The sequence below is a fragment of the Romboutsia lituseburensis genome (genome assembly GCF_024723825.1).
Taxonomy (GTDB): Bacteria; Bacillota; Clostridia; order Peptostreptococcales; family Peptostreptococcaceae; genus Romboutsia_F; species Romboutsia_F lituseburensis_A.
This window is the reverse complement of the sequence record NZ_JANQBQ010000001.1, coordinates 1508637-1530625: the sequence shown is the minus strand read 5'-3', so window position 1 is coordinate 1530625 and position 21989 is coordinate 1508637. Positions and strand designations below refer to the sequence as shown.

General features: G+C 26.3%; 17 protein-coding genes. 12 read left to right on the top strand and 5 right to left on the bottom strand.

The genetic code is table 11. The features are described 5' to 3' along the window. The first annotated feature begins 4 nt into the window (after window positions 1-4). From NWE74_RS07435 to NWE74_RS07425, 3 genes are read left to right on the top strand one after another with little or no spacing between them, the layout of a single operon-like run. Window positions 5-1798: an ASKHA domain-containing protein gene (locus tag NWE74_RS07435; protein WP_258242589.1), complete on the top strand. Its 1794-nt coding sequence runs from the start codon at window positions 5-7 to the stop codon at window positions 1796-1798. Window positions 1799-1809: 11 nt separating this feature from the next. Then, window positions 1810-2751 (top strand): GTP-binding protein, encoded by a 942-nt coding sequence (locus NWE74_RS07430; protein WP_258242588.1) that lies wholly within the window; start codon window positions 1810-1812, stop codon window positions 2749-2751. A gap of 48 nt (window positions 2752-2799) precedes the next feature. Further along, a complete protein-coding gene (locus tag NWE74_RS07425; RefSeq protein ID WP_258242587.1) occupies window positions 2800-3672 on the top strand; it encodes a uroporphyrinogen decarboxylase family protein in 873 nt (290 codons plus the stop codon). Between the two features lie 55 nt (window positions 3673-3727). Here the strand turns inward: NWE74_RS07425 and NWE74_RS07420 are convergent, their stop codons facing one another. Then, complete coding sequence (locus tag NWE74_RS07420) at window positions 3728-4399, bottom strand: hypothetical protein (RefSeq protein ID WP_258242586.1); 672 nt, start codon at window positions 4397-4399, stop codon at window positions 3728-3730. Window positions 4400-4927: 528 nt separating this feature from the next. Between NWE74_RS07420 and NWE74_RS07415 the strand changes: the two genes are divergently transcribed. Continuing rightward, window positions 4928-9229, top strand: coding sequence for a PolC-type DNA polymerase III (locus NWE74_RS07415; RefSeq protein WP_258242585.1), 4302 nt, complete (start codon window positions 4928-4930; stop codon window positions 9227-9229). Window positions 9230-9355: 126 nt separating this feature from the next. Here NWE74_RS07415 and NWE74_RS07410 read toward each other — a convergent pair whose 3' ends face one another. The 3 genes from NWE74_RS07410 to NWE74_RS07400 all read right to left on the bottom strand — a co-directional run bounded on the left by NWE74_RS07410 (window position 9356) and on the right by NWE74_RS07400 (window position 11088). Beyond that, a complete protein-coding gene (locus NWE74_RS07410) occupies window positions 9356-9658 on the bottom strand; it encodes a LytTR family DNA-binding domain-containing protein (RefSeq protein ID WP_258242584.1) in 303 nt (100 codons plus the stop codon). Further along, complete coding sequence (locus tag NWE74_RS07405; protein ID WP_258242583.1) at window positions 9655-10089, bottom strand: LytR/AlgR family response regulator transcription factor; 435 nt, start codon at window positions 10087-10089, stop codon at window positions 9655-9657. The genes NWE74_RS07410 and NWE74_RS07405 overlap by 4 nt, the downstream gene beginning before the upstream one ends. 63 nt (window positions 10090-10152) lie before the next feature. After that, the gene (locus NWE74_RS07400; RefSeq protein WP_258242582.1) at window positions 10153-11088 is read right to left on the bottom strand and encodes a sensor histidine kinase; all 936 of its coding nucleotides are present in this window, start codon (window positions 11086-11088) and stop codon (window positions 10153-10155) included. Window positions 11089-11293: 205 nt separating this feature from the next. Here NWE74_RS07400 and NWE74_RS07395 point away from each other — a divergent pair, with 205 nt between their 5' ends. From NWE74_RS07395 to NWE74_RS07385, 3 genes are all read left to right on the top strand, one after another. Beyond that, window positions 11294-13864, top strand: a complete 2571-nt coding sequence (locus tag NWE74_RS07395) for an ABC transporter permease (RefSeq protein ID WP_258242581.1) — start codon at window positions 11294-11296, stop codon at window positions 13862-13864. Between the two features lie 10 nt (window positions 13865-13874). Next, window positions 13875-14558, top strand: a complete 684-nt coding sequence (locus NWE74_RS07390; RefSeq protein ID WP_258242580.1) for an ABC transporter ATP-binding protein — start codon at window positions 13875-13877, stop codon at window positions 14556-14558. A 174-nt stretch (window positions 14559-14732) separates the two neighbouring features. Next, entirely contained in the window at window positions 14733-15647 is a 915-nt protein-coding gene (locus tag NWE74_RS07385) for a DUF4300 family protein (RefSeq protein ID WP_258242579.1), read from the top strand. 71 nt (window positions 15648-15718) lie between these two features. Here the strand turns inward: NWE74_RS07385 and NWE74_RS07380 are convergent, their stop codons facing one another. Next, window positions 15719-16549 carry a MerR family transcriptional regulator gene (locus NWE74_RS07380; RefSeq protein WP_258242578.1) on the bottom strand — a complete coding sequence of 277 codons (831 nt, stop codon included), beginning with the start codon at window positions 16547-16549 and terminating at the stop codon, window positions 15719-15721. An 87-nt stretch (window positions 16550-16636) separates the two neighbouring features. Here NWE74_RS07380 and NWE74_RS07375 point away from each other — a divergent pair, with 87 nt between their 5' ends. The 5 genes from NWE74_RS07375 to rimP all read left to right on the top strand — a co-directional run bounded on the left by NWE74_RS07375 (window position 16637) and on the right by rimP (window position 21982). Continuing rightward, a complete protein-coding gene (locus tag NWE74_RS07375) occupies window positions 16637-17986 on the top strand; it encodes an MATE family efflux transporter (protein ID WP_258242577.1) in 1350 nt (449 codons plus the stop codon). Window positions 17987-18212: 226 nt separating this feature from the next. Then, a complete protein-coding gene (locus tag NWE74_RS07370; protein ID WP_258242576.1) occupies window positions 18213-20447 on the top strand; it encodes an EAL domain-containing protein in 2235 nt (744 codons plus the stop codon). A 109-nt stretch (window positions 20448-20556) separates the two neighbouring features. Continuing rightward, the gene (locus NWE74_RS07365) at window positions 20557-20757 is read left to right on the top strand and encodes a 4Fe-4S dicluster domain-containing protein (RefSeq protein ID WP_258242575.1); all 201 of its coding nucleotides are present in this window, start codon (window positions 20557-20559) and stop codon (window positions 20755-20757) included. A gap of 1 nt (window position 20758) precedes the next feature. Next, window positions 20759-21337: a trafficking protein particle complex II-specific subunit 120 gene (locus NWE74_RS07360; protein ID WP_258242574.1), complete on the top strand. Its 579-nt coding sequence runs from the start codon at window positions 20759-20761 to the stop codon at window positions 21335-21337. Between the two features lie 183 nt (window positions 21338-21520). Further along, window positions 21521-21982 (top strand): ribosome maturation factor RimP, encoded by a 462-nt coding sequence (gene rimP, locus NWE74_RS07355; RefSeq protein WP_258242573.1) that lies wholly within the window; start codon window positions 21521-21523, stop codon window positions 21980-21982. The last annotated feature ends 7 nt before the right edge of the window (window positions 21983-21989 follow it).

Genomic DNA, 21989 nt, shown 5'->3' with positions numbered 1-21989 from the left:
ACATATGAATTATTTACATATAAACAATAAACAATATAAATTTACACAAGGAAAAAGTCTTTTAAGTATAATACAAGAAAATAATTTAGGAATGGAAAGCCCCTGCGGAGGAAAAGGAACTTGTGGCAAATGTAAAATAAAAATAATAGATGGAAATATAAATGATTTGGCACAAGAAGAATTAAAATTTTTAAATGAAGAAGAGATAAGAAATAATATAAGATTAGGGTGTTTAGTATATCCAAAAGGAGATTTAAAAGTAGAATTTATAAACAATGAAATAGAAAAACATAAAATATTAACAGAAGGGTATATGCCTGATTTTAAAAAATCGCCAGTTCTTACAAAAAAGGTATATAAATTAAATAAACCCACGTTAGAAAATAATTTATCATTAGAAAATATTTTAAATGCTCAAGGGATAAAAATAAATAACAATTACCAAGTTTTAAAAAATTTACCAAATATTTTTGAAAATGATGAATGTAGCGTTATATATTTAGATGATAAATTAATCGGAATAGAATGTAGAGATACTAGTGAGCATTTATACTCAGTGGCTTTAGATATAGGAACAACAACAGTAGTTGCATCTCTTATAGACTTAAATAAACAATGCGAAATTGATTGTGAAAGTGATATAAATCCTCAAAAAGAATATGGATTAGATGTTTTATCAAGAATAAACTTTTGTAAAATTAATGAAAATGGGCTTGATATATTAAATAAAGTATTAATAGATTGTATAAATGATTTAATAAATAAGCTATGTGAAAAAAATAATATAAAGAAAGAAAATATATATGAATTAGCTGTAGCAGCAAACACAACAATGATGCACACACTTATTAAAATTAATCCAGAATCAATAGGAAGAGCACCATATTCACCTGTATTTTTAAGCGGCAAAAGTATAAATGCAAATGATTTAGGAATAAGTATATCTTCATTTGGCAAAGTTTATTTATTACCTGGTGTATCAAGTTACATTGGTGCTGATATTGTAGCGGGAGTTTGTGTCTGCAATTTGCAAAAAACGGATAAAAATATTTTATTTATAGATATAGGTACAAATGGAGAGATAGTTTTATCTAAAAAATCAAACCTAACGTCATGTTCATGTGCGGCAGGGCCAGCATTAGAAGGAATGAATATAAGTTGTGGAATGAGAGCGGGAGATGGAGCTATTGAAAATATAAAAATTGGTGATTTAATAGAAAAGAAAGTAATAGGAAACAAACAAGCTAAAGGTATATGTGGTAGTGGAATAATAGATGCTATAAGTGAAATGGCTAGACTAAAAATTATAGGCAAAACAGGGCGAATACAAAAAAGAGAATCTATTGAAAATGATGATACCTTAAAACACCTAAGTGAAAATATAGTAGATGAAAATAAAAAGAGAAAATTTATGTTAGATATTAACAATCCAATATTGGCAATAACTCAGGAAGATATAAGACAAGTACAATTAGCTAAGGGTGCTATATTATCTGGATTTTATGCTTTATTGAAAACTATGGATATAGATATAAAAAGTTTAGATGAAGTTATTATTGCAGGTCAATTTGGTAAGCATCTTAGTGTTGATAGCTTAGTTGGAGTAGGTATTATACCTAAGGAGCTTAAAGATAAAATTAAGTACATAGGAAACTCTTCAAAAACAGGAGCTATAATGACATTGCTTTCTAGGGATGTAAGATATGAGATGGAGAAAATTGCAATGGATATAAGTTATTGTGAATTATCAACAGAAGAAGGATATGAAAGACTTTTTACAGATTGTTTAAAGTTCTAAAGGTGAAATAAATGATAGATTTAGATATAGTTTCAGGTTTTTTAGGATCGGGAAAGACAACATTAATTAAAAAATATTTAGAAGCTTATAAAAATGAAAAAATAGTTGTTATAGAAAATGAATTTGGGAAAATCGGTATAGATAAGGATATTATAAAAAAAGATGGACTCGAAATAATAGAACTTCAAAATGGTTGCATATGCTGTAGCATGAAACTAAATTTTAAAGATACTATTTTAAAGGTAATTAATGACTTTAATCCTGAAAGGATAATTATAGAGCCAACAGGAGTGGCGATGTTAAATGAAATAGTATCTATGGTTAGTAGTGAAGAAATTAAAGCAAATTGTAAAATAAGTTCTTTGATAACTGTATTAGATGCTATAAATTATTTTGATTACATAGATAGCTTTGGAGAATTTTTTGAGGACCAAATTTTAAATGCTAATTTAATATTACTTAGTAAAACGAAAAATTTAAAACAAAATGAAATAAATAATATTACAAACTCTTTAAAACAATTAGATAAAAACTTAAACATATTAATTGAAGATTGGGATAAAATTTCGATAAAAAACCTTAAAAATGAATGCAATCTAAATAGCTTAAAATATAAAAATAAAGAAAATAAATATGAAAGTATTGATTTAAGTATGAATGAAATAAGTACTATATCTTTTTCAGATTTTAAAATTAAAGACGTAGAAAAACTGAAAGAGCTATTTGATAATTTTAAAAATAAAGAATATGGTGAAATAATAAGAGCAAAAGGTTTTTTTAAAACTTTATCAGGAAATGTTTTGGAATTTAATTATGTAAATGGAATTCTGGATATTTGTAATAGCGATGTAGATACTAATTCAAAAATGTGTATTATAGGAAAAAAACTAGAAAAAGAAAAACTCATAAAAATTTTAAATAAGGTACGAATTCGTGGGCGCTATAAAGCATAGAGCTAATGTAGTGGCTTAAGCAAATCAAATTTTTATTAGGAGAAAGCTATGAAAAATATATTTAAATGCAATCAAAATGATAATGAAAATATACCTATAGATATTATAGATAATACTGATTTGAAATTTCCACAAATACATACAAACTCAAAAGACATAGCTTATATATCACAAAAATTAAAATTATATAAAAATGATAGTTTATGTAAAGTTCCATTTTGTACTACTGTTGAAGCTGAAGCAATGGGCGCTAATATAAAGTTGGGTGATGAAGAAAACTGCCCTAGAATAAGCAATTATGCATATAAAGATATAAATGAATTATTAAACATAGAAAATATAAACTTAGAAAGAGGAAGAATTAAAGAAGTTTTAAATTCTATTTCTATTTTAAAAAGCAAAGGAGAAACAGTGGTATTAAATATATGTGGTCCTTTTACAATTTTAGCTTTATTAATAGATTCTAAATATATTTATAAAGCTTTGAGAAAAGATAAATCTACCATAGAAAATATTCTCGATAAAATAGAAAATAATATAGTTGAATATGCAAAAAAAGCAATAGAGAATGATGCAGATATAATTTCTTATAGTGATCCAATGTCATCAATTGAAATAGTAGGACCTAAAGTATATAAAGAAATAGTAGGAAATACAACAATAAGGACTCTAGAGAAACTAAATAACTCTATAAATAGTAGTGTAATACACCTTTGTGGAAAGGTCTCTACAAGTTTGCAAAGCTATGAAAAATTGGAAGTTGAGGAGATTAAATATGATTCAGATTTAAAATATGGAGAGGCTATATATATTTTATTAGAAAATAAAAATGAAGAGAATCTTTTTATAGGACATAATTGTATGAAAAAAACTCCTCATATATTAGATAAGCCTTTAATTTATAAAATTAAAATTAATTAAAAAAAGTGTCTCTCAATGATTTTAATCATTAATTGAGACACTTTTTTTAGATGATTTAAGCTGAGTACTGTCTACGCTTAAAGAAAATATCAAGATGGTGCTCTTTAACAATATTTTTAAGATTTCCAAAATTATAAGTAGCTAATGCATATTCTTTCATCTTATTAAACAAAAACTCTTCCTTAGGGTTTTCAAAATTAACTATAGTTTTAGCAATATCCCAGGCTTTAGATTCTCTATTTATTAAATTTTTTTTTAGATCAATCACGCAAGATTCTAGTTCGATAGGTATATTTCCTTTATGAAAGTCATTTGTATCTATATCAATATTATATTCAACTAGTTTATCAATAAGATTTGATAAAATTAAAGTATATTCTTCTTTTGACTTATAGATATCTGGATCAAGTATATGACCAACTTCGTGTGAAATAACAAATTTAGCTATAGATGATATAGAAGAAGGACTTATAATTATACAATTTTCATTAGAGTTTACAAATGTAAAAAAATTATAGCAAAATGATAAAAAACCAGATCTAGAAGATAAAACAAATTTTATCCTAGGTAATGCGCATATTGGCACGTTGCTATATTTAGAGTAATAAAGAAAAACTCTTTTATCTATATTAAGATTAGATACAGATCTTTTCAAAAGTTTTTTTTCTCCTAAATCTTTATAATAAAATGCTATTTTTCTATATCTATTTGAATCAAAAGAAGTCATGCTAACACCGCCTTACATTATAGTCTTTTAATATATTATTAAAAAAAACGTAATTTGTAGCTAATCCAATTAAAAATACATTAAAATAAATATAGAAGGGCATTGAAAATATATTACTTTCATTTGAATACTAAAAATATTATTGGTAAAAAAATAATATATAGGTTAAAATTAAATTTTATTAATTAGGCTATATATGTATGATATAATATTTATCATTCTTATTATTTAAAAATATCTATGGAATAAAAAATAGAAATATTAAATTAATAAGAAATTTTTTATGCTTACGGAATTTATGATACTTTAAAACATGTGGATAAGTCATGAAGTTTAGTAATGTCAACACCTTTGTGAAAGTAAAAAATGACATTTTTAAGCAACGGACGAAGTCGTTGGCGACAGGAGCGAAGCGACTTTTTTACGTGTAATAATTTAAAAAATTTAATATAGAACAATAAAAAATAAAAAATTATGTAGATTTTAAATGATATATTTAGTGTATAAAATCCAAGGAAGGAGGAATTTATGGAAAGTATAAAAGAATATCTTGATAAACTAGAAATAAATAATAACGTACTTTCAAAACAGTTAAAGGAAGTATATATAAGTAAAGTAACTTATTTTAAGGAAGATAAAATCGTATATTTTTATTTAATATCAAAAAGTATAGTATCGTACGAATTGTTAGATATATTTAGATATGAGTTAAAAGAAAGATTAGATTACTTTAGAGATATAAAGATAAAAATAAGATACACTGGCTTAGATAGGAAAAAAAATAAAGATATATTAAAAGTATATTGGACAAATGTTATATATATACTTAAACAGTTATGTCCGTCTATTGCAGGATGGTATAAACAAGTTGAATATTTATGCATAGATGATTTATTAAAAATAAAACTTCCAAAAGGACTATTTTATGAAAGACTTATGAAACAAAATTTAATACATGTTTTAAAAACAGTGTTAAGTGAAGAATTAGGTATGGATATAAATATTGAAATAGAAAGAGCTGTAGATGAAGAAGTTAATATAGAGAAAATAATTAGAAAGTCGGAAAAAATAGTAGAAGATAGAATTAAAGAACTAGAAATAAGTTCGAAACAAGAAGATACAGAGGATGAAGAAGCAGCGTACGTTATAAAAGATGAAGAGGAAGAAGAAGAATTAATATACGGTGAAAATGTAAATGCAATGCTTGAAAAAATAAATTCATTGAGCACTACATCAGGAACTGTTTGTATAATGGGAGAAGTATTTGACATTGAAGCTAAAGAACTTAGAAACGGTAAAATATTAATGATAGCTTCTGTAACGGATTATACGAGTTCAATAAGTTGTAAGCTTTTCTTAAATGACATGAATAAAGATAGTGTTCTTGATCATGTTAAAAAAGGATCATATTTAAAAATTAAAGGTGATGTAATATATGATACTTATCAAAGAGAACTTACAATGACTATAAGTGGTATAAGAGAAGAAGTTAAAGTAGAAAGACAAGATACATCAGATGAAAAAAGAGTAGAGCTTCATGCTCATACTCAAATGTCTTCAATGGATGCCATATGCCCTACAAAAAAATTAGTAGAAAGAGCGGCTAAATGGGGACATAAAGCAATTGCAATAACTGACCATGGTGTAGTTCAAGCATTCCCAGAGGCTATGGGAGCAGGAAAAGCAAATAATATAAAAGTATTATATGGGGTTGAAGGCTACTTAGTAGAGGATTCTGCTGAAATTATAGAGGATGCAAATGAAAAGCCACTTTCACAAAGTTTTATAGTATTTGATATAGAAACAACTGGTTTTTCAAATACAAATGATAAAATAACAGAAATCGGAGCTGTTAAAATAGAAGACTTTAAAGTTGTTGATAAATTTAGCGAACTTATAAATCCTCAAAGAGACATATCATATAAGATTCAAGAATTAACAGGTATAACTAATGACATGGTAAAGGACAAGCCAACTATAGAAGAAGTTTTACCTCAATTTTTAGAGTTTATAGGAGATAGTGTACTAGTTGCCCATAATGCAGACTTTGATATGAGTTTTATAAAAGAGAAATGCAAACAACAAAACTTAGAATTTACAAACAAAAGTGTAGATACATTAACCCTAGCAAGAGTACTACTTCCTGATTTAAAAAGACACAGATTAAATGTTGTAGCAAAAGCTTTAGGTGTTCCACTTTTAAATCACCATAGAGCTGTAGATGATGCTCAAGCTACTGCACTTATATTTATAAAATTTTTAGATATGTTGGTTAAAAAAGGAGCTAATACATTAGAAGAGGTAAATGAAGTTTTAGGTAAAATTGATTATACTAAGCTTGGAACAAATCATATAACATTAATTGCTCAAAATTATACTGGTCTTAAAAATCTATATAAGATAGTATCAGATGCTCATGTTAATCATTTTTATAGAGCACCTAGAATCCTTAGAAGCTTTTTAGAAGAGCATAGAGAAGGAATACTAATAGGTTCAGCTTGTGAAGCAGGGCAAGTGTTTAGAGCAGTTAAAAAGAATGTAAGTGATGAAGAAATGGCTAAAATAATAGATTTATATGATTATATAGAAGTAATGCCAATAGATAATAATAGATTTATGCTTGATAAAGGTGAAGTTGAGGATGAAGACGAACTAAGAGAGCTAAATCGTAAAATGGTAGAAGTGGCCAAGAAGTTTAAAAAGATACCAGTAGCAACAGGAGATGTTCATTTTTTAGATAAGCATGAAGCAGTACTTAGAAAAATACTTAAATATTCACAAGGATTTAAAGTTGATGATGAAGAAACTTATCTTCATTTTAGAACGACAAATGAAATGATGGATGAATTTATGTATTTAGGAGCTGAAACAGCTTATGAAATAGTAATATCAAATACTAATAAAATTGCTGACATGGTAGAAGACATAAAGCCTATACCTGATGGAACATTTCCACCAGAAATAGAAGGGTCAGATGTTGAGCTTAGAGAAATGTGTTATGCAAAGGCAAAAAGAATATATGGAGATCCTATTCCTGAAGTTGTTGAAAAAAGGCTAGAAAGAGAATTAAATTCAATCATAGGTAACGGATATGCCGTAATGTATATTATATCTCAAAAACTAGTTACGAAGTCTTTAAGAGATGGATACTTAGTTGGTTCTAGAGGTTCAGTTGGTTCATCATTTGCAGCAACGATGAGTGATATAACAGAAGTTAATCCACTTCCAGCTCATTATATTTGTGAGGATGAAAACTGTAAATACTCATATTTCTTTGAGATAGGTGAGTATGGTTCTGGAGTAGATTTACCAGATAAGGACTGTCCTAAATGTGGGAAACCTCTAAAAAAAGATGGACATGATATACCATTTGAAGTTTTCCTAGGATTTGAAGGAGATAAAGAACCCGATATAGACCTTAACTTCTCTGGTGATTACCAACCAGTAATACACAAATACACAGAAGATTTATTCGGGGAAGGATATGTTTATAGAGCTGGAACAATAGGTACAGTTGCTGAAAAAACAGCATTTGGATATGCAAGAAAATATGTAGAAGAAAATAATATACACGTTCCAAGTGCAGAGGTACTTAGACTTTCAAATGGATGTACGGGAGTTAAAAGAACATCAGGACAGCATCCAGGAGGAGTTATGGTTGTTCCTCATTATAAAGATGTATATGACTTTACACCAATACAGTATCCTGCAAATGATACTAGTTGTGGAGTTATAACAACACACTTTGATTACCACTCAATAAGTGGACGTATACTAAAACTTGATATACTAGGGCACGATGCTCCGACCATGATAAGGATGTTAGAGGATTTAACCGGAATAATAGCAACAGATATTCCATTAGATGACCCAGAAACAATGTCGCTGTTTACATCAACAGATGCATTAGGTGTAACACCAGAAGATATAAATTGCCCGATAGGATCACTTGCTATACCAGAGTTTGGAACTAAATTCGTTAGACAAATGTTACTTGATACAAAACCTACAACATTTGCAGCTTTAGTTAGAATATCTGGACTATCTCATGGTACCGATGTTTGGTTAAATAATGCCCAAGATTTAGTTGTTGCTGAAGTAGTTGGAATAGATGATGTTATATCAACACGTGATGATATAATGAACTACCTTATATTCAAAGGACTAAAGCCTAAAAATGCCTTCACTATAATGGAAAATGTAAGAAAAGGTAGAGGTTTAAAACCAGAACATATAGAAGAAATGCATGAAAATGATGTTCCAGAATGGTATATAGGTTCATGTCAAAAGATAAAGTACATGTTCCCTAAAGCCCATGCCGTAGCTTATGTTATGATGTCGTTTAGACTAGCATACTGTAAAGTTCATTATCCAGAAGCATTTTACGCAACATACTTTACAACTAAAGCGGAGGATTTTGATGCTGATTTAATAGTAAAAGGTCTACCTGCTATAAAATCTAAAATACAAGAAATAGAAGCACTTGGAAATGATGCAACGGCTAAAGAAAAAAATATGTTAACAGTACTTGAAGTAGCTTTAGAGATGTATGCAAGAAATATAAAAATACTTCCAGTTGATATATACAAATCAGATGCTACAAAATTCCAAGTTGCAGGAGAAAAACTACTTTTACCTCCAATGATAGCACTACAAGGGGTAGGAGAAAATGCTGCAATCAATATCCAAAAAGAAAGAGAAAATGGAGAGTTTATTTCTAAAGAAGAATTAAGAAAGAGAACTAAGATATCTAAAACAGTTGTAGAAACTCTAACGATTCATGGATCACTTGAGAATATGAGTGATGAAAATCAACTATCATTACTTTAATTAATAAATATAAAAGGTCACGATAAAGTGAAAAATAATTCACTTTATCGTGACCTTTTTATCAATAAAAATGTATTTATCACATGTAGCATAGCTTTATACATAGTAGCTTAAGTAAACTAAATTTTAAAACCTTTTAGTTCTATAGAATCTATAAAGAAAATCTTTTTCTAATGACTTACTAAGTGTAGCACTTTCTTGAAAATTAATAAATTTAATCTCTAAAGACGATTTGCTAATAGGAATAACTTTATGTATAAGCTTTAAATTTACAATATAGCTTTTATGACTTCCGAAAAAATTAGGTGGAAGTCTTTTTTCCAGGTCTTCAAAGTTTTCATAAAATTTAATAACATCATGATCTCTGGTGTACAAATTAACAGCTCTAGAATTTTTTTCAAACATAACTATATCATCAAAATTAATCATATGAACTTGTTTTCTAACTTTATAAATAACGTATCTTCAATAAAATTTTTTTTAGCTAATTTATGAGAATTAATATGATCAATAGCAATATTTAAAGAATCTAAAATTTTCTCTTTAGTAAAAGGCTTAACAATAAAATCTACAGGATGAACTTTAAAGCTTTCCAAACTATAATCTGCAAATCCAGTTACAAAAATAATATGGACATCCTTATCAATACAACTAATTTCTTTAGCGCATTCAATTCCATTTTTATATGGCATGTCAATATCTATAATCAATAAATCGATTTTATCATTTTTAATAAATTCAATAGCTTCTAAACCATTATTAACTTTTTTTACATAGTCAACAAAGCCACAATCTTTAATAGTTTTTTCTATATCATCTCTTACGGCTTTATCATCATCACAAATTAAAACTTTTATCATAAATATTTTCTCCCCATAAAATTATATTACCCCACGTCGGATTTATTTACCTGGGATAGTTTATTAACAATACTTAGGTATTAAAATCGTAAACTCAGTTATAAACTCATCACTACTTGCAAATATATGATATCCATATTTATCTAATATATTTTTAACTAGATAAAGACCGTAACCCCTATTTTCACCGTCTTTAGTAGAAAAACCTTCATTAAATATATCTTCAGTATTATATATCTTAGGTCCATTATTTTTTATAGATATAACGTATTGAAATTCATCTTCATAAACAAATAGCTTTATATACTTATTATCTTTATTAAGAGTAGATAATGAATCAATAGCATTATCTATTATATTTAATAATACAGAACTCATTTCGTTAGGCTCAATAATTAAGTTATCTATGAAATCTTGTATATAAACATCAAAAGCAATATTTTTTAGAAGACATTCTTCATACTTTAAAGATGCAATTGCATCTAAGTAAGAAACTTTACCATATCTAGAATTTTTAGATCTAAAGCTATTTGATATATTAGTTATATAGCTTTTAGCATCATCATTAAATCCATTGTTAAGTAAAGAATACACAACTTGTAAATGTTTTAAATAGTCATGTTTTTGACTTCTAAGCTTACCTATTATATTATCCTTATGTTCAATTTTACTGTTTTGATTTTTAATTTTAGTTTTATTACAATCATTATTATCTATTAACCTAATAAACTTATATCCTATATAAAAACAAATAAATCCAAATAAAAAAGATAAAAATATTTTAAATAGCCCAATAAATAATAAATTAGAATTAAGTTTAATTAGGCAAAAAACTAAAAAACTTCTTATAAGTAATGCTAATCCAATAGATAAAAATATTGTTATGAGACCTTTTTTTGAAAGTGATAGTTTCTTGTAAAACATAAATTTATCAAGATAAAAATTAAGTCCTATAAATATAATCAGAATATATATAGGAAATACAATAATACTTTCCATAATTCACCCCTAACTGATTTTATACACCGATTATAACATTTATAAAAAAATATGTAAAAAGTGGAAATTTGCAAATAAGCTATAAAAATGTGAAATTTAAGTTATAAATTTATGCAAATAAGCATTAAAAACTTGAAAAAGTGCAATTTGATACATTTTTTAAATGAATATATAATTAAGTTATTCAAAGGAAGGAAGTGGGAATATGAAAAATGACTTAAGTATTGTATTGAAATATATAAAAAGTTATAAAGCAAGGTCATTAGCAATAATACTGAGTATAGTACTGGGCACAGCTCTTATAGTAGGAGTAGGGACACTATCTAGAAGTGCTCAACAGGCAGATGTATACAGAATGAAAAGAGAATTGGGAACACATCATGTTAAATTTAAAGATATAGATAAAGAGCAACTAGAAATTGTAAAACAAGGAAAGGATATAAAAGATATTAGTATTACATCATATTATGCATCTACAGAAATTGGTCAGAAGTTACCAATAAATATACAATATGCAAGTGAAAATTATTTGAATAATGACTCAGAGCTTAAAAAAGGAAGATTTCCAAAAGGGAATAATGAAGTTGTAGTTGAAGAATGGGTTTTAAATAGTATGGGGTTAGAACTTAATTTAAACCAAGAATTAACATTTAAGCTATACCAAAAAGAAAAGCCTGAAACATTTAAAGTTGTTGGTATACTCGAAGATAGATATAAAGAAAAACAAATTGGAGTATGTGAGATGTTTTTGGCACTAGATGAAAATAATATTAATAAGTTTAGTACATATGTAGAGTTCTGTGAAAATAGTGATATAAATAAAAATATAAATAATATAACAAAAAAGGCTAAATTAAATAAAGAAAAGCAAGTAAATATAAATAAAATGCTTGTAGAGTCTATACAAAAAAATGGGTCAGTGGATGAGGCAAGCAAAAAAATGGCAATTGTATTGAGCTTATTTGCGGGTCTTGTAATATACAGTATTTATTCAGTATCTGTATATCAAAGAATAAGAGAATATGGAGTATTAAGAGCACTTGGCTCTACTAGTATAAAAATATTTCAGTTAATGTTTAGTGAACTTTTAATATTAAGTGTAATAGCTATGCCTATTGGTATATTTATAGGTATGGGTGGAGCACAGATATTTAATACATTAGTAGGAAATATACAATTTGAAGGAAAAATAAGCCAAACCCCATTTGTTGTACCTAGTTCTATAATTTTATTATCAATAGCATGTACTTTGTTAGTAATATTATTAATAAGTATATTAACTTATATTAAAATAAAAAAAATAGCACCTATAGAAGCTATAAGAAAGAATTTTGGATTAGAAAAAAAATCAAAAAATAATAATTTAGTATTGTCAAAATTAAGCAAGAATATATCAATTACTAAAGCAATATCTTTTAGAAATATATTTAGAGATAAAAAATCATTTATACTTATTATTTTATCTATGAGCTTAGGTGGAATTATGATTATAAAAACTAATTATGCATTTTCAAGAAGTACACAAATGAATGCATCAATAAACAAAGAAACGTTTATGAATGGTGACTTTATATTAAATGTTAGTGGTGCAATGGATGAACAAAATGGTTTGGTTGATAAACAAATAAATGAAATAAAAAATATAGATGGCATCAGTGAAGTTAAAACTGCTAAGATCTTAAACACTAGAATGCAAATAGATAAAGAAAAAATTTTAGATAAACAATTTTTTGATTGTCTAAAAAAAGGTGGTTATTATGGCGATGTTTTAAACGGTTTACTTATAGATGATAAAAGCACAGGAGATTATTTAATAAAGCAAAAGTTAAAGGGTTACAATGATGAAATGCTAAAATCATTAAATAAATATACAGTAAGTGGAGAGCTAGATATAGAAAAAATAAAAAAAGAAAACTTAGCAGTAGTATATATACCACATACATATGAAGTATTTGAAGGATATAAAGACGTTGGAGATCATACTTATGGGAAACCAATAGTTGATATAAAAGTAGGAGATACTGTAAAAGTTAAATATCCAAAAGGAAAAATAGACACTGACGAATATTGGAAGGGTAGAGGTAACTATGAATATGAAGAATATGAGTTTAAAGTAGGGGCCATTGTTGATTATCCTTTTGCTGATAACAATGTATATTCAGGTGATAGTGGAGTTGATGTGATTATAAATGATTCAGACTTTAAGAAGATAACAAATATTAATAATTATGATTTAGTTTATGCAAATATGGAAAATGGTGAAAATCATAATGTTATAAATAAAAAACTAGGTAAGATAGGTAGCCAAGTGCCAGGAACCACTACTACAGATTTAGTAAAAGAAAAGCAGGATAATGAAAAGATGACCCAAAAAGAATTAATTTATGAGTATGGAAAAATAAGTATAATATTTATGATAAGTATATTTAATATAATAAACAATGTGAGTTACAACTTAACATCTAGAACCAGTGAATTTGGTATGTTAAGGGCTGTAGGGATAAGTGAAGATAAATTTAAGTTTATGATAGTGTTTGAAGGTTTATTATATGGTGTATTTTCAAGTATAGTAGTTATAGTTGGGGGTATTTTATTACAACTTAGAATGTATAAAACATATGGATTTGAAACATATGGAATAGAATTTGCTATAGCATACAAAGATTACATATTAATAGTGGTAACAAACATACTAATAGGACTATTTGCAACATACATACCAGCAAGAAAAATAAAAGAAAGTAATATAGTAGAATCTATAAATATAGTGGAATAGGGTGAATATTATGGTAATACTTGAAACAATAAATTTAGGGAAAATATATGGAAAAAAAGAAACAGCAGTACATGCATTAAAAGATGCAAACTTAAAAATAAATAAAGGTGAATTTGTAGCAATTGTAGGTCCAAGTGGAAGTGGTAAAAGTACATTCCTGCATTTAGTAGGTGGTCTAGAGCGCCCAAGTAATGGAACGATAAAAGTAGATGGAAAAGACATTTGTTGTTTAAGTGATAAAGAACTAGCAAGATATAGAAGACAAAAAGTAGGTTTTGTATTTCAACAATATAATTTAATACCTGTACTTAATGTCAAAGAAAATGTTGAGTTACCATTAAAATTAGATAATCAAAAAGTAGATGAAGATTATATAGATGATCTTATGAATTTGTTGGGAATAGGGGATAGAAAAACACATTTACCAAGTCAATTATCAGGAGGACAACAACAAAGGGTAGCTATAGCTCGCGCATTATCAGCAAAGCCAAGTATAATACTTGCTGATGAACCAACAGGTAACCTAGATACAAAAACAACAGAAGAAGTAATGAACTTACTTAAAGCTTCTATAAAAAAATATAATCAAACATTAATTATGATTACACACAATCAAAGCATAGCTCAAAAAGCAGACAGAGTGATATCTATAATAGATGGAAAATTAGACTGTTTAGAAAATACAAATGTATAATATTAAAATTTATTAATTAATATAAAAAAAATATAACATACGAAGATTAGATAATTGTATGTTATATTTTTTTATTTACCATAAAAAGGATTATACCATTTTTGTAAAATATAAAACTTTTTAAAAAAATAGACCGTCTATAAATATAGAAGAATAAATAATAAGGAGAGGTTTATGAAATTAAAAGGATATATACTAACTTTAATATGTACAACAGCACTATTAACGGGATGCTCAAATAAAACAGATGAGGTAATAATAAAGGATTCAGAAAAGAAACAAATCGAATCTATGCAATCAAATTATAGCAAAGATTATAATTTAATATACTCTAATTTAATAGATGAAAAAACTAAAGATGAATTTATAAATAAATTATATAAATCGGGTATAAATAATAAATACATTGAACAATTTGAAAGTCAATTAGACTTTTATAATAAAGTTATGGAAGGTATGGATGGATTAGAGGGAGAGTTTAAATCAATAGATAAGCCACAAGCTGAATATGATGAAGTATATGCAATACATGAATGGGAAAAGAAAGAATACTTGTATCAAGATTTTAACTGTAGATTAACAGCATTTGAATTATATAGAGATTACATAAATTCAAATGGAAAACATACAGATGAGCCGATAAATTTAATGTTTGATTTAGATAGCATAAAAAATAATCCTCTAGCTCAATTTAGTGAAGAAGATACTAATAAATTTATAAATTTATATGATGCTATAAAAACTAAAGATACGACAGATCAAAGTGTACATATCGATGAAATAAAAAAAGAATGGAAAAAAAGAAATATAACATTTAAAGATAATAAAAATGTATCAATGATTAATGCTTATCTTCATGACTATGATGAAAAAGAATTATTTATAGGTCATTCTGGAATATTGATAGATGATAATGGAGAATTACTATTTTTAGAAAAGTATTCATTTTTAGTGCCATATCAAGTATCTAAATTTAAAAATAAAAAAGAGTTGTACTCTTATTTGATGGATAGATTAGATGTAGATAAAACAGGAAATGTATCAAAGCCTATAATAATGGAAAATGGAAATACTTTAAAATTTGAATAATAATTAAATATCAATATAAATTAATAAAAAGCTTCCTAATGTAAATATGTAGAGGAAGCTTTTTTATACTTTTATAAACTTAAATCACTTAAAAGTTTTACTGGGATTTGAACTTGAGTAACATACTCATCTTCTACAGCTGTCTCATAAACATCTATTTTATATATCTCAATAGGATCTCCTAGAATAGTATATTTATTAATTTCAATAAATTTATAAAGCATATCAAATACTTTAGAATATTGCTTATAATCTCCTTTATAGGTATATGTAACATAATATCCTTCATCTAAAATAAAGTTATAGTTAGGTGAATTATCATCAAGTAAACAAAATGTATGCTTATAGCTATTGTATATATCTTTAGAAATACTATTAGAGTCAAATACAGCACCAAAGTTACTGTTGCCCAATATATAAAACTTGTTATCAAATTTTTCGCTTAACCTTTGAATTAAATAATCAACATTTTCATCAAAAGAAACATTAGACTCTACTGTAAGTGCTCTTCTCTCATTCATATATAAAAGTTCGATTCTATTAAAAGTAGTATGCTTTACACAACTATTTATTGAATATAATCTTTTGTGTAAAGATTTTTTGTGAGAATTTAAATCATCAACTTTTTTTTCGATAAGCTCAATTTCTTCTTTAAGCATATTTCTAGTACTCTCAATATTTCTATTTTGTAAGTATTCTTTTATTCTTTGCATTGAAAATCCCAATGTTCTAAGTTCTCGTATGAGATTTAAATTACAGATATCTTTAATAGTATACATTCTATAAGAATTTGTATCTCTAGTAGGGTTTAAAAGCCCCAACTTCTCATAATATTTTATAGAATCTCTACCTATTTTATAGATTTTAGAAAGTTCTCCTGTTTTATAATATTTTCTTTTCAAATAATCACCTCAAAGATTAAAAAAAATTTATTGACTTGTGTATTATACCACAGTTTATAGTCTTTTAGAATGAAAGGAGAGATATACATGGAAAATATAAAAGATTTAAAAACTCAATTTAAGAAATATGTAATACCTTCTGTTACGGCTATGTGGGTATTTTCATTATATTCTATGGTAGATGGAATATTTGTAAGCAAAGGGGTAGGTAGTGACGCCTTAGCAGCAGTAAATATATCAACACCATACATAAATACAATTTTTGCACTTTCAATTTTATTCTCTACGGGAGCTACTACTATAGTATCTATGACTCTAGGAAATGGAGATAATAAAAAAGCTAATGAGTATTTTACATTAAACACAGTAACAGTAACTATTTTATCAGCAATTATAATAATATTTAGTTTATTTAATTTAGATAAGCTAGCTGTGTTTTTAGGAGCTACAAATTCAACAATAGATTATGTAAAGGAATACTTAGGAACAATAATATTATTTGTTGGATTTTATATAGTCTCATATTCCTTAGAGGTTTTGATAAAGAGCGATGGATATCCTCATCTTGCAACTATAGGTGTTTTAATTTCGGCAATAACAAATATAGTATTAGATTATATATTTGTTATTCAATTAAATTATGGTGTTCAAGGGGCTGCATTTGCAACTGGAATTGCTAGAGTACTATCATTTTCATTTTTCTTTATACATTTCTTAAGGAAAAAAGGAAGATTGCAATTTGTTAAGTTTAAATTTGATTTTAATATATTAAAGAGAATTGTATCAATAGGAATACCTGATTTTACAACAGAGGTAAGTCTAGCTATAGTAGTTTTAATATTTAATCAAAGTATATTAAGAGTTATAGGTGAGGGTGCTTTAGTAAGTTATAGTGTCATTTGTTATATTAATATATTAGTGTTAACAACTATGATGGGTATATCACAAGGTATTCAGCCTATATGTAGTTATTATTATGGTAAAAAAGATAAAAAAGCAGTTTTATCAATACTTAATATGGGGTTAAAGTCAGCAAAAATATCTTCTATAGTAGCATTTTTAATAGTGGTTATTTTTACAAAGCCAATAGTTTTAATGTTTATAAGTAATTCGGACAAAGAATTATTTACATATACTGTAAATAGTTTAAGAATATTCTCATTTGCATTTTTAGTAATGGGATACAATGTAGTAACCGCAGGATTTTGTGTATCAATAAACAAACCTATTTATGCAGGGGCAGTATCATTAGGAAGAGGTATGGTTGTTATAATAGCAACACTAGGACTTATGGTGATTTTATTTGGTGGAATAGGCATATGGATATCTACGTTTATATCAGAAGTTATAGTTATGATATATGCAAGAAAAATATTATCAAAATGTAAAAATGATGTGGAAAATAAAAAAGAAGATGTAGAATTAGTTGCAAATTAATATATTTTAGCTATTATAGTATAAAAATGAGGTAGATAATACCTCATTTTTGTGTTTGAAAAAAATAAGGACACACCAAAACTTATTGGAATCTTATAGCGTTAAATCAGACTAATAACTAAGCAAGAGTAAAAAAAGTCTCATAAAAAGTAACATAAAGTAATATAAAGTTGAAAAAAGTATAAAAAAATAATAAAATGTAAAATGGTAAAAAATAGATAAAACAATGAATAATATAAAGAAAGTGGGGATAGATATCAAGAAATTTAAAATAATATTTTTGTTAATAATATTTACCCTAATTTTGTGCTGTTTAAATAAAAGTGCAAAAAATTATAATGCAGTAAATGATATAGAGAAAATATATAAAAATAATGAGAGTTTAGATGAGGAATCAAAGAATAAAATAAAGATGGAATTAAAAAATAATGTTTTAGATGATTCTGAGAAATACTTTATTCTAGGATATTTGCAAAAAGAAAAAAATGAAGATGAAGAGGCTAAAGCATCCTTTGAATTATCAAAAAACAGTATAAATCAAAAAACGAATGATTTTGTTAAAATATATTCAAATAAGCTTTTAGCTGATTATATGATAAAAAATAATGATTTTGAAAAAGCTATAGATTATTCAGTAGAGGCATTTAATAATGTAAATCCAGTAGATTATAATCAAAGTTATGAAATTATATGGGACATATTTGAAACATTAGATGATAAAGAAAAGGGAAGAAATATAGCTATAGAAAATATAAAAAATGTCATACATACGAAACTTTTATATGTAGATGCTCAAATATATTTATATAGATCTTTATATAATTTATATATGCTAAATAGAGATTATACTGAGGGTATCAAAACTAGTTTAAAAATTATAAAATTAAGTAAAAAAACAAATAACACTTATTATATGTTAAAGTCGGCAGTTGATTTATCATATATAGCTAGAGAATTAGGTGGATATGATACAGCAATTGATATATTAAACTCTATTGAATCAGATTTGATAAGTGATAGAGATTTAAGAATAGATCTAGAGGTATATAGATTATTAAATTTAGCTCAATGTGAAAATATAATAATGAAGTATGATAGTGCTCAAAAACATTTGAATAAGATATCTGAGTACCAGAAGTTTATAACTACATCTAAAAGCAAATCAATAGAATGTTTAAAAAATATAACTATAGCAGATTCATATTCTAGTCAAGGTAAAACTGAACTAGCTCAAAAACATATAGATATAGCAAAGAAAACATTAGATGAGGCAAGTAATACATATTATGGATTATATGCATATTATTATTTGGTGATGGGTCAAATGGAATTATCTAATAAGAGCTATAAAAAAAGTATAGATTATTTTAACATGTCAAAGCAGCATCTAGAAACACATCCAGATACTGAAATGTATACAAGAGTTTCTTATTGTTTAGTGAAAACATATAAAGAAATGGGCGATACTGAAAATGTAGAAAAACAACTTATGAATTTATTAAAGCTACAAGAGGAAAAGAATGAGTTAATATCACAAAAATATTATAAATATGTAGGATATAAAGAAGATTATGAACAAGTACAAAAAGACAAAAAAATTATAAAAGTAGTAATTTTCTTAGCTTGTATAATGATATCTGGAATGCTGTATTTTATATTAAAGCTAATAGTTATACCTAATATATTAACAGAAAGAATAAAGCGAAAAATAAAGTTATATTTTAAAAATGATAATTACAAATTAAACTATCAACCTATTGTAAATCCGAATACTAATGATATTGTAGGATTTGAAGCATTAATTAGGCTTAATGTAGGTGGCAAGATAATAATGCCAAATATAATTATAAGTGAACTAGAACAGTGCAATATGATGGGGGACTTATCTATATGGATATTAAATAAAATAATAACAGACTATTATAATATGAAAACTATAAATTATTTAGAAGATGATTTTTATGTATCTATGAACATATCATTAAAAGAGATAGAAGATGAAGCTATATGTGAAAAGTTTAAAAATATATTAAGGGAATCTAATATAGAAAAAGATAGAATATGCTTAGAAGTAACAGAAAATGTATGTGGTGAAGATTATGAAAAAGTTGCTAAAAACATTAAGGAGCTTATAGACAGTGGATTTAAAATTGCAATAGATGATTTTGGTGTAGACTATTCTAATTTATCATTTTTAGAAAAATTTGATTTTAATGTAATAAAGTTAGATAAATACTTTATAGATAATATTGAAAACTCAATAATAGTTCAACGTTTAATTGATGCTATATATCATTTATCTACAAAAAAAAATATAACTGTAGTAATGGAAGGTATAGAAGATTTAAAGCAGGTAGAACTTATAAAAAAAATGTCAAACCAAAAATTTTTTATACAGGGATATTATTATAGTAAACCAGTAGAAATAGATAAATTAAAAGATATAAAGGTAACTCATTAGGAATCTAATGAGTTTTTTTATTTGAAAAATTTAAATGTATTTGTGACTTTATCACAGAAATTTAACAAAAAAACTTATACAATAAATAATAAAAAGCAGGAGGGATTAAATGTTAAAGAAAAAAGCAATAGTAGATAAAAAATATTGTGTAGCTTGTGGTGCATGCGCAAAAGTTTGTCCATTAGGTATTATAAATATAGAACAAGGTGTATTTGCAAAAGTTAATCTAGATAAATGTGTAGGGTGTGGTAAGTGTGCGAAAACTTGTCCAGCATCGGTTATAGAAATACAAAAGATCGAGGTGAACTAAAATGAAAAAGAAAAAAACTTGGAAAGACTATATGTGGATTGCTAGTGCACTGTATCTAACATTAGGAATATTTAATATATTATTTGCTTGGTTAGGATTACTATGTTTTTCAATACCATTATTAATATCTATATTTGGAGGAGGAAAAACATATTGTAATGTATATTGTGGTAGAGGTCAGATGCTAGACTTAATGGGTAACAAATTAAAGCTGTCAAGGCAAAAAAGCATACCACATTTTTTGAAAACGAAAGCTTTTAGATATGGATTTTTAATATTCTTTATGGTTATGTTTGGAAATATGATTTTCAGTACTTATTTAGTATTTGAAGGAACTAAAAATATGAAAGAAGTTGTAACTATTTTATGGACGTTTAAAATGCCTTGGAATTGGGTAAATACATCAATAGTTCAACCATGGATAGCTCAATTTGCCTTTGGATTTTATAGTGTAATGCTTACATCTACAATACTAGGTGTAATAACAATGATATTATACAAACCAAAATCATGGTGTGTATATTGTCCTATGGGAACAATGACTCAAATGATTTCTAAGGCAAAATATAAACCAGAATAATGTATATATCAAGTTTAAAAAATATAATAAAACTAAGTAATAATCAAAAAATTTGCAACTGAAAGTAATATATGGTATTATAGTATATAAAATAGTATATTTTGCAGAAACTAAGAGTGAGACATGAACGTGCTCACTCTTTTGTTTTAAATTAAACTGACAATTGAATAAGGAGGGAAACCAATGAAAAAGAGTATAGAAGCTACAATTGAAGAAATGGTAGCTAAGATAACAGATCCTCGTGGATTTGAGATAGTTGACGTTGAATATGTTAAAGAAGCTGGAGAATATTACTTAAGAATATTCTTAGACAAAGAAGGTGGAATATCTCTAAATGATTGTGAAGCCGTAAGTAGAGAATTAAGTGAAGTTCTTGATGTTAAAGATCCTATAAAAGACAATTACTTCTTAGAAGTATCTTCACCAGGGCTTGATAGACCACTTAAGAAAGATAAAGATTTTGTAAGATATCAAGGTAGAGATGTTGAAATAAAATTATATAAACCAATGAACGGATCTAAGCAATTTGAGGGTGAGTTAGTTGGATTGACAGAAGAAAACAATATAAAAGTTATAATAGATGGAAATGAAGTTGAGTTTAGCAAAAAAGAAGTAGCACTTGTTAGACTAGCAATAAAGTTCTAGTTGAAAG

Excerpts from the sequence above, each read along its gene's own strand:
- NWE74_RS07435 (WP_258242589.1), top strand. The coding sequence starts at position 5 with ATGAATTATTTACATATAAACAATAAACAATATAAATTTACACAAGGA.
- NWE74_RS07430 (WP_258242588.1), top strand. The coding sequence starts at position 1,810 with ATGATAGATTTAGATATAGTTTCAGGTTTTTTAGGATCGGGAAAGACA.
- NWE74_RS07425 (WP_258242587.1), top strand. The coding sequence starts at position 2,800 with ATGAAAAATATATTTAAATGCAATCAAAATGATAATGAAAATATACCT.
- NWE74_RS07420 (WP_258242586.1), bottom strand. The coding sequence starts at position 4,399 with ATGACTTCTTTTGATTCAAATAGATATAGAAAAATAGCATTTTATTAT.
- NWE74_RS07415 (WP_258242585.1), top strand. The coding sequence starts at position 4,928 with ATGGAAAGTATAAAAGAATATCTTGATAAACTAGAAATAAATAATAAC.
- NWE74_RS07410 (WP_258242584.1), bottom strand. The coding sequence starts at position 9,658 with ATGATTAATTTTGATGATATAGTTATGTTTGAAAAAAATTCTAGAGCT.
- NWE74_RS07405 (WP_258242583.1), bottom strand. The coding sequence starts at position 10,089 with ATGATAAAAGTTTTAATTTGTGATGATGATAAAGCCGTAAGAGATGAT.
- NWE74_RS07400 (WP_258242582.1), bottom strand. The coding sequence starts at position 11,088 with ATGGAAAGTATTATTGTATTTCCTATATATATTCTGATTATATTTATA.
- NWE74_RS07395 (WP_258242581.1), top strand. The coding sequence starts at position 11,294 with ATGAAAAATGACTTAAGTATTGTATTGAAATATATAAAAAGTTATAAA.
- NWE74_RS07390 (WP_258242580.1), top strand. The coding sequence starts at position 13,875 with ATGGTAATACTTGAAACAATAAATTTAGGGAAAATATATGGAAAAAAA.
- NWE74_RS07385 (WP_258242579.1), top strand. The coding sequence starts at position 14,733 with ATGAAATTAAAAGGATATATACTAACTTTAATATGTACAACAGCACTA.
- NWE74_RS07375 (WP_258242577.1), top strand. The coding sequence starts at position 16,637 with ATGGAAAATATAAAAGATTTAAAAACTCAATTTAAGAAATATGTAATA.
- NWE74_RS07370 (WP_258242576.1), top strand. The coding sequence starts at position 18,213 with ATGAATAATATAAAGAAAGTGGGGATAGATATCAAGAAATTTAAAATA.
- NWE74_RS07365 (WP_258242575.1), top strand. The coding sequence starts at position 20,557 with ATGTTAAAGAAAAAAGCAATAGTAGATAAAAAATATTGTGTAGCTTGT.
- NWE74_RS07360 (WP_258242574.1), top strand. The coding sequence starts at position 20,759 with ATGAAAAAGAAAAAAACTTGGAAAGACTATATGTGGATTGCTAGTGCA.
- rimP (WP_258242573.1), top strand. The coding sequence starts at position 21,521 with ATGAAAAAGAGTATAGAAGCTACAATTGAAGAAATGGTAGCTAAGATA.